Consider the following 6,937-nt stretch of genomic DNA (forward strand, 5'->3'; position numbering starts at 1 on the left):
TCGCCCGAGCGCTGGCCGCTGAGCCGGAGATCCTCCTCGCGGACGAGGCGACCTCCGCCCTCGATCCGTCGACGACCTCCGAGGTCCTCTCCGTGCTGCGACGCGTGAACGAGGAGCTGGGGGTGACCATCGTCGCGATCACCCATGAGATGGAGGTCATCCGCTCCATCGCGGACAGGGTGGCCGTCATGGACACCGGTCGGGTGGTGGAGTCGGGCCGGGTCTACGACCTCTTCTCGAACCCCACGCACCCTGAGGAGGCCGCCTCGTTCGTGACGACCGCCCTCAAGGACCGGCCCAACGCAGAGGAGATCGCCCGCATCCGCGAACGAACGGACGGACGGCTCGTCATGGTGTCCCTCAAGGATGCCGCCGCCGTCTCCGCCGTTCTCGGCTCCGCAGGCGCCCACGGGGTGTCCTTCGAGATCGTCCACGGCGGCATGTCCGCCACGAAGGACTCCTCCTACGGCGTGCTGACGGTGTCCCTGACCGGGGAGCCGACCGCCGTCGAGGGATTCGTGCGTGAGCTGGCGGCCGCCGGCGCCGTCCAGGAGGTGGGGAACCGATGATCGAGAACTTCCAGAACCTCGACTGGGGCTATTACGGTCCGGAACTGCTCACCGCCATGGGCGACACCATCTACATGGTGTTCTGGGCGTTCCTGATCGGCGGGCTGCTCGGACTGCTCCTCGGTTTCGTCCTCTACACCACCCGGCCGGGCGGGATCTTCGCGCACCGCGCGGTGAACCTCGTGGTGAACTTCGTCGTGAACCTCATCCGCCCCATCCCGTTCGTCATCCTGATCGCGGCCCTCCAGCCGCTGACCATCGCGATGGTCGGCACCGGCATCGGCAACACGGCCGTGGTGTTCTGCATGATCTGGGCCTCCACCTTCGGCATCGCCCGCATCGTGGAGCAGAACCTCGTCTCCCTGGACCCCGGCGTGATCGAGGCGGCCCGGGCCATGGGCGCCTCGCGCTGGCGGATCGTCACGTCCGTGATGCTGCCCGAAGCCCTCGGTCCGCTGATCCTCGGCTACACGTTCGTGATCATCTCCCTCGTGGACATGTCCGCGCTGGCCGGCATCATCGGCGGCGGAGGCATCGGCAACTTCGCCATCGTCGAGGGCTACAACCGGTTCCGGCCCGAGGTGACCTGGATGGCCGTGATCGTGGTGATCCTCTTCGTCCAGGCCCTGCAGCTGATCGGCAACTGGGCGGCCCGCAAGGTGATGCGCCGCTGACGGCGCCTCGCGCCTGCCCCGTCGGCCGGTGACCTCCCGCGAGGAGGTCGCCGGCCGGCGTCGTTCTGGCAGACTTCCGCCCATGACCGTGCAGACCGAGGCCCCCGCCGCCGACCGCTCCGAGTCCGCGGAGGACCCGCGCGCCTACTATGTGCGCCTGACCGACCCCGTCACCGACGACGACGGCGTCCGCACCTCCCGCGTGCGCTCCACCGTGCACGCCCAGGGGGCGTGGCGCGCCGAGGAGATGCACATGGCCGCGGTGTCCGGGCTGCTGATGCACGAGGTGCAGGCGCATGAGACCACCGCCGGGCTGCGCGTGGGCCGGCTGTCCTACGACATCCTGGGCACCCTGTGGGCCGGCGAGCTCGAGGTGGTCACCCGCACCCTGCGCCCGGGCCGGACCATCGAGCTGGTCGAGTCCGTGCTGCACGCCCGCGGCCGCGCCGTGCTCACCCTGCGCGCCTGGCTGCTGTCCGCGACGGACACCGCCGCCGTCGCCCAGCTGCCGGACGAGCCCCTGCCGCCGCGCACCGAGGCCGTGCAGGACGGTGCGCTGTCCGGCTGGGACGGCGGCTACATCGCCTCCCTGTCCGGGGTGACCGTGGCCGGGCACGCCGCCGGCCACGGGCGCGTGTGGCTCACCACGGACGTGGACATGGTGGCGGGGGAGCAGACCACGGACCTGGTGCGCCTGATCGGGCTGACCGACGCCGCCAACGGGATCGCCCCCGCCCTGCCCCCGCGGCCGGGCGGCTGGTTCTTCCCCAACGTGGACCTGCAGATCCACCTGTTCCGCGCCCCCGCCGGCTCCTGGCTCGGCCTGGCCGGAAAGGTCACCGTGGGCCCGGACGGCGTGGGCCTGACCAGCACCGTCCTCCACGACGACGACGGCCCCTTCGCCCACGTCGAGCAGACCCTCACCGTGCGCGCCTGGCCGGCCGAGGGCGGGCTGTGACCGCTGGGGACGTCCCCCCGGCGCCCTCCGGCGGCGACGTGCTGCGCTGGGCCGTGCAGCCGGCGTCGCTCGGTGCGGCCGAGGACCTCGAGTGGGCCTCCGACGAGCTGGGCGCCTACCGGGCGGCCGCGGCCGCCGGCGAGCCCCGCCCCGACCTGATCCGGGTGTACGTGCCCCGGCCCACCGTGGCGTTCGGCCAGCGGGACGCCCGCCTGTCCGGCTTCGAGGCCGCCGCGCAGGCGTGCCGCGACCACGGGTTCGTGCCCGCGGTGCGCCGCGCCGGGGGCCGGGCCGCCGCCTACCACCCGGGGTGCGTGGTGGTGGACCACCTCTCCCTGGAGGAGGACGCCGCCCTCACCCAGCAGGCCCGGTTCGCCGAGTTCGCCGAGCTCTTCGTGGCCGCGTTCGCGCGGGCGGGGGTGGCCTCCTCCATCGGCGAGATTCCGGGGGAGTACTGCCCCGGGGAGTACTCGATTCAGGGGCCGGCGCCCGAGCACCCGGTCAAGCTGGCCGGCGCCGCCCAGCGCGTGGTCAAGGGCGCGTTCCTGTTCTCCACCCACGTGGTGGTCGCCGACCCCGCCCCCCTGCGCGCCGTGCTCACGGACGTCTATCGGCTGCTGGACCTTCAGATGGACCCGCGGACGGTCGGCGCCGCCACGGACGTGGCCCCCGGGGTGGACGTGCCCGGGTTCACGGCCGCCCTCAAGGCGGAGTACACCGGGTGGGCGGAGCGGAACGGGCTGCGGCTCAGCGAGGCCCCGCTGCCGCCTCACGCAGCATCCGCTTGAGCCGGGCCTTGGGCACCGGGGTGAAGCCGGCCGCCACCGCGCGCTCGCGGTCCCGGCGGTCCGAGCGGAAGTGCGCCCAGCCCCGCTGGACCAGGAACGGGACCGGCTTGCGCCGTTCGGCCACGTCCCGGCCGAACCGGCGCACCGCGGTGACCGTGCGCGGCGAGTCGATGTACAGGGCCTGACAGGAGACCCCCACCCGCTCCAGCGCCGCGATCATCCGGTCCGCGAAGATGCCCTCCGCGAGGATCGGCCCCGGCCCGTCCAGGACCAGCGGGGTGGAGCCGGTGCGGGAGGAGATGCTGATCTCGTAGGCGGGCAGCAGGGTGGCGCCCTCCTCGAGCAGCTCCACGATCCCGTCCACCGCCGCCTGCTCGTTCCAGGTCAGGTGGTGGTCCCAGTCGATCTCCCCGTAGTCCGTGCGCGGCAGTGCCGGACCGGACCCGCCGTGCTCCGGGTCCTCGCCGATCTCCCGGTAGTACGCGTCCAGCGGCAGGTGCGGCCGGCCGAAGCGGCGGGCCAGGTAGGACTTGCCGGCACCGGAGGCGCCGCCGAGCAGGATCACCTGGGGGCGGGCGGGATCGGAGGGGGAGTCAGCGGTGGGGGAGTCACTCACGGGAAGACATTCTCCCGTATGCGACCCGAACCCTGCTTCGGTGAGACCGACACTTTCCGTCAGGACCGCGTCTGGCTGATGCGGTCCTGACGGAAAGTGACGGTCCGGCCGGTGCCACGGTGGAGCCCCGGCTCACTCGCCGCGGTCGATCCACTCCTGCAGGTGCGGCTTCTCCTCGCCGATCCGCGTGGAGTCGCCGTGGCCGGTGTGGACCACGGTGGACTCGGGCAGCGTGAGCAGCTTCGTGCGGATGGACTCGATGATGGTGTCGAAGTCCGAGTAGGAGCGGCCGGTGGCACCGGGGCCGCCCTGGAAGAGGGTGTCGCCGGAGAACAGCACGCCGGTCGGCTCGCCGTCCTCGCCGGCCTCGCCCAGGGACGGAGCGTGGAAGCACACCGAGCCGGGGGAGTGCCCCGGGGTGTGCAGCACGTGCAGCTCGGTGCCGGCGATCCGGAACACGTCGCCCTCGGACAGGTGGCCGTCGGGGGCCTCGTCCGGGAACACGTCGTCCCAGAGCATGGCGTCGTCCGCGTGGATCAGGACTGGGGCGTCCACCATGCGGCGGAACTCCTGGACCTGGCGGATGTGGTCGTCGTGGCCGTGGGTCAGCAGGATCGCCAGGACCTGGCGGCCCTCCACCTTGCGCCACACCGCGGAGGCGTCATGGGCGGGGTCGATCACGACGCACTGCTCCGCGCCGCCGACGATCCAGACGTTGTTGTCCACCTCGTGGGTCTCCCCGTCCAGGGAGAACGTGCCGGAGGTGACCAGGTGGTCGATGCGCGCCATCAGAGCACCACCACCGAACGCAGCACGTCGCCGGACTTCATGGTCTCGAAGGCCTCGTTCACCTCGTCCAGCGCGATGGTCTCCGTGACGAACTCGTCCAGCGGCAGGCGGCCCAGGCGGTACTGGTCCACGAGCATCGGGAAGTCCCGCTCGGGCAGGCAGTCGCCGTACCAGGAGGACTTCAAGGAGCCGCCGCGGCCGAACACGTCCAGCAGGGGCAGCTCGATCCTCATGTCCGGGGTGGGCACGCCCACCAGGACCACGCGGCCGGCGAGGTCGCGGGCCTGGAACGCCTGCTCGTAGGTGGCGGGGTGGCCCACGGCCTCGATGACCACGTCCGCGCCGAAGCCGCCGGTGGCCTCGCGGATCGCCTCCACGGCGTCCTGCTCCTTGGAGTTCACGGTCACCGTGGCGCCGAGCTCCTCGGCCTTGGCCAGCTTCTTGCCGTCGATGTCGACGGCGATGATCGTCGTCGCCCCGGCCAGCTTGGCGCCGGCCACCGCGGCCACGCCGACGCCGCCGCAGCCGATCACGGCCACGGACTCGCCGCGCTTGACCTCGCCGGTGTTCACGGCGGCGCCGATGCCGGCCATGATGCCGCAGCCCAGCAGGCCGACGGCGGCCTGCTCCTCGGGGGTGTCCACACCCTCGACCCGGGTGCACTGCTTGGCATGCACCAGGGTCTTGTCCGCGAACGCGCCGATGCCCAGGGCGGGGGAGAGCTCCGTGCCGTCCTCCAGGGTCATCTTCTGGGCGGCGTTGTGGGTGGCGAAGCAGTACTTCGGCTCGCCCTTCTTGCACGCGCGGCACTCGCCGCACACGGCGCGCCAGTTGAGGATGACGGTGTCGCCGACCTCCACGTGGGTGACGCCCTCGCCGATGGCCGAGACGACGCCGGTGGCCTCGTGGCCGAGCAGGTAGGGGTAGTCGTCCCCGATGCCGCCCTGGACGTAGTGCAGGTCCGTGTGGCAGACGCCGCAGGTCTTGACGTCCACCACGGCCTCGCCCGGTCCGGGGTCGGGGATGACGATGGTCTCGATGCTGACGGGGGCGTCCTTCGCCGTGGCGACGACGCCGCGCACCTTCTGCGGCATGGTGTCCTCCTGAGGATGTGGGGGTAGGTGGGTCCGCCGCCGCGGGGCGCGTGGGGCGCGGGTCCGGGGCACGGACATGCCGCCCATCCCATCACACGCGCCTGGGGCGGGCAGTGTGCGGGGCGCGGCGACAGGGCGTGAGACGGCCCACGGGTCCCTAGACTCGGGCGCATGTGTGGACGGTACGTGATGGCCCGTGCGGCCGGTGACCTGGTGGCCCTCGGCGGCGGGGAGCTGCCGGACGAGGGCCTGGAGCTGCGGCCGAACTGGAACGTGGCCCCCACGGCGGACGTGCCGATCCTGGTGGAGCGCGTGCTGGAGGGTGCCGGTGCCGGTGCAGGCGGTGGGGGCGCCGTGCGGCGGGAGCTGCACGTGGCCCGGTGGGGTCTGGTGCCGCCGTGGGCGAAGGAGCTGTCGGTCGGGTCGCGGGCGTTCAACGCCCGCTCGGAGACGGTGACTTCGAAGCCGACGTTCCGCTCGGCTGTCCGGGGGCGCCGGTGCGCGGTGCCCGTGCAGGGGTACTACGAGTGGCGGACGCCCGAGCCCGGGTCCAAGGGCCCGGACGGCAGGGCCGCCCAGAAGCAGCCGTTCTACGTGCACCCGGCCGGCGCCGGGGACGGCGAGGGCCCGGTGATCTGGTTCGCGGGCCTGTACGAGTGGTGGAGGGACCCGGAGGCGGACGCCCGCGGGGAGGACCCGTGGGTGCTGTCCGCCTCCATCCTCACCATGGACTCCCCGTCCGCCGACGACGCCGACCCCGTGCTCGCGCAGCTCGGGGAGCTGCACGACCGCGTGCCGGTGCCCCTGTCCCCGGAGGCCATGGACGCGTGGCTGGAGCCGGTCAAGCTCGGCTCGGCCGACGAGGCCGAGGCCTTGGTGGGGCGGATGACGGAGCAGGTGTTCGACGTCGCCCGCGGCTGGGCCCTGCGCCCGGTGGGACGCGAGGTCGGCAGCGTGCGCAACAACGGGCCGCAGCTGATCGAGGAGCGGGGGGAGCAGCAGGGCACGCTGCTCTGATCAGGGGTTCTCGACGGGCCCCGTGCAGCCCCAGGCGCCGGGGTCGGCGGCGCAGTCCTCGGCGACGTTGCGGGTGGACGTGGTCCAGATGTCTGCGGTCTCGGGGGCTGCGGTGCGGGTGATCTGCCCGTCGATCCGCTGCCAGTCCCCGCCCGCGTACCGGACTTCGCCGACGTACACGGTGGTGAGGGTCACCGGGTAGGCACCGGTCTCCTCGTAGACATGGCTGGTGGCGGTGGGCACGTCGAAGCCGGGCTGCGCGCCGCCGGGCACGGACGTGACGTGCGGGGCGGAGCCGTCCCCGTAGTCCCAGATGTACTGGATGGGGGTGAGCCGCAGCTCCACCTCCTCACCGTTCATCGTGGTGCGCAGCGTGCGGACCTCGCCGTCCGTGTAGAAGTTCGTCTCCGCGTTGCGGACGCCGCGGCCCTC

Annotated in this window: 9 protein-coding genes; 5 read left to right on the top strand and 4 right to left on the bottom strand. The window is 72.7% G+C overall.

The genetic code is table 11. The features are described 5' to 3' along the window. From Q4D18_RS08965 to Q4D18_RS08980, 4 genes are all read left to right on the top strand, one after another. Positions 1–569: NIL domain-containing protein (locus tag Q4D18_RS08965; protein WP_303127494.1), on the top strand; the 569-nt coding region annotated here is incomplete at its 5' end. After that, positions 566–1,243, top strand: a complete 678-nt coding sequence (locus Q4D18_RS08970; protein WP_303127497.1) for a methionine ABC transporter permease — start codon at positions 566–568, stop codon at positions 1,241–1,243. The genes Q4D18_RS08965 and Q4D18_RS08970, both read left to right, overlap by 4 nt. 82 nt (positions 1,244–1,325) lie before the next feature. Then, entirely contained in the window at positions 1,326–2,201 is an 876-nt protein-coding gene (locus Q4D18_RS08975; RefSeq protein ID WP_303127499.1) for a thioesterase family protein, read from the top strand. After that, the gene (locus tag Q4D18_RS08980; RefSeq protein WP_303127500.1) at positions 2,198–2,989 is read left to right on the top strand and encodes a lipoate--protein ligase family protein; all 792 of its coding nucleotides are present in this window, start codon (positions 2,198–2,200) and stop codon (positions 2,987–2,989) included. The genes Q4D18_RS08975 and Q4D18_RS08980 overlap by 4 nt, the downstream gene beginning before the upstream one ends. On the opposite strand, the gene Q4D18_RS08985 is transcribed toward Q4D18_RS08980, so the two are convergent. From Q4D18_RS08985 to Q4D18_RS08995, 3 genes are all read right to left on the bottom strand, one after another. Next, entirely contained in the window at positions 2,949–3,605 is a 657-nt protein-coding gene (locus tag Q4D18_RS08985) for a uridine kinase (protein ID WP_303127502.1), read from the bottom strand. The two genes, Q4D18_RS08980 and Q4D18_RS08985, sit on opposite strands and share 41 nt — an antisense overlap. A gap of 132 nt (positions 3,606–3,737) precedes the next feature. Further along, the gene (locus Q4D18_RS08990; protein ID WP_303127503.1) at positions 3,738–4,394 is read right to left on the bottom strand and encodes an MBL fold metallo-hydrolase; all 657 of its coding nucleotides are present in this window, start codon (positions 4,392–4,394) and stop codon (positions 3,738–3,740) included. Next, a complete protein-coding gene (locus Q4D18_RS08995) occupies positions 4,394–5,488 on the bottom strand; it encodes an S-(hydroxymethyl)mycothiol dehydrogenase (protein WP_303127504.1) in 1,095 nt (364 codons plus the stop codon). The genes Q4D18_RS08990 and Q4D18_RS08995 overlap by 1 nt, the downstream gene beginning before the upstream one ends. A gap of 171 nt (positions 5,489–5,659) precedes the next feature. Here Q4D18_RS08995 and Q4D18_RS09000 point away from each other — a divergent pair, with 171 nt between their 5' ends. Further along, positions 5,660–6,505: an SOS response-associated peptidase gene (locus tag Q4D18_RS09000; RefSeq protein ID WP_303127506.1), complete on the top strand. Its 846-nt coding sequence runs from the start codon at positions 5,660–5,662 to the stop codon at positions 6,503–6,505. Here Q4D18_RS09000 and Q4D18_RS09005 read toward each other — a convergent pair. Next, positions 6,506–6,937: PKD domain-containing protein (locus Q4D18_RS09005; protein ID WP_303127508.1), on the bottom strand; the 432-nt coding region annotated here is incomplete at its 5' end.

Source organism: Micrococcus sp. (genome assembly GCF_030523875.1).
Classification (GTDB): domain Bacteria; phylum Actinomycetota; class Actinomycetes; order Actinomycetales; family Micrococcaceae; genus Micrococcus.